This window comes from Nocardioides oceani, assembly GCF_030412965.1.
Classification (GTDB): Bacteria; Actinomycetota; Actinomycetes; order Propionibacteriales; family Nocardioidaceae; genus Nocardioides; species Nocardioides oceani.
Genome location: NZ_JAUHJQ010000079.1, coordinates 1 through 341, shown reverse-complemented (window position 1 = coordinate 341; position 341 = coordinate 1). Strand labels below are relative to the sequence as shown.

Annotated in this window: 1 protein-coding gene; it reads left to right on the top strand. The window is 48.7% G+C overall.

Going from position 1 to position 341, the window contains the following annotated elements; translation table 11 throughout:
* On the top strand, positions 1–341 hold a 341-nt coding region (locus QWY28_RS23355; RefSeq protein WP_300955311.1), incomplete at both ends, for a hypothetical protein.

Genomic DNA, 341 nt, shown 5'->3' with positions numbered 1-341 from the left:
GGCACGTACAGACAGTTGTTCCACCCTGAACAACTCATCACTGGTAAAGAAGACGCCGCCAACAACTATGCCAGAGGCCACTACACCATCGGCAAGGAAAGTGTCGACTTGGTGTTGGACAGAATTAGGAAATTGGCTGACCAATGTACCGGTTTGCAAGGGTTCCTCATCTTCCATTCTTTCGGTGGAGGTACTGGATCAGGATTCACTTCCTTGTTGATGGAGCGCTTATCTGTGGACTACGGAAAGAAGTCTAAGCTTGAATTCGCCATCTACCCAGCTCCACAAGTTTCTACTGCTGTAGTTGAACCCTACAACTCGATCCTGACCACTCACACTAC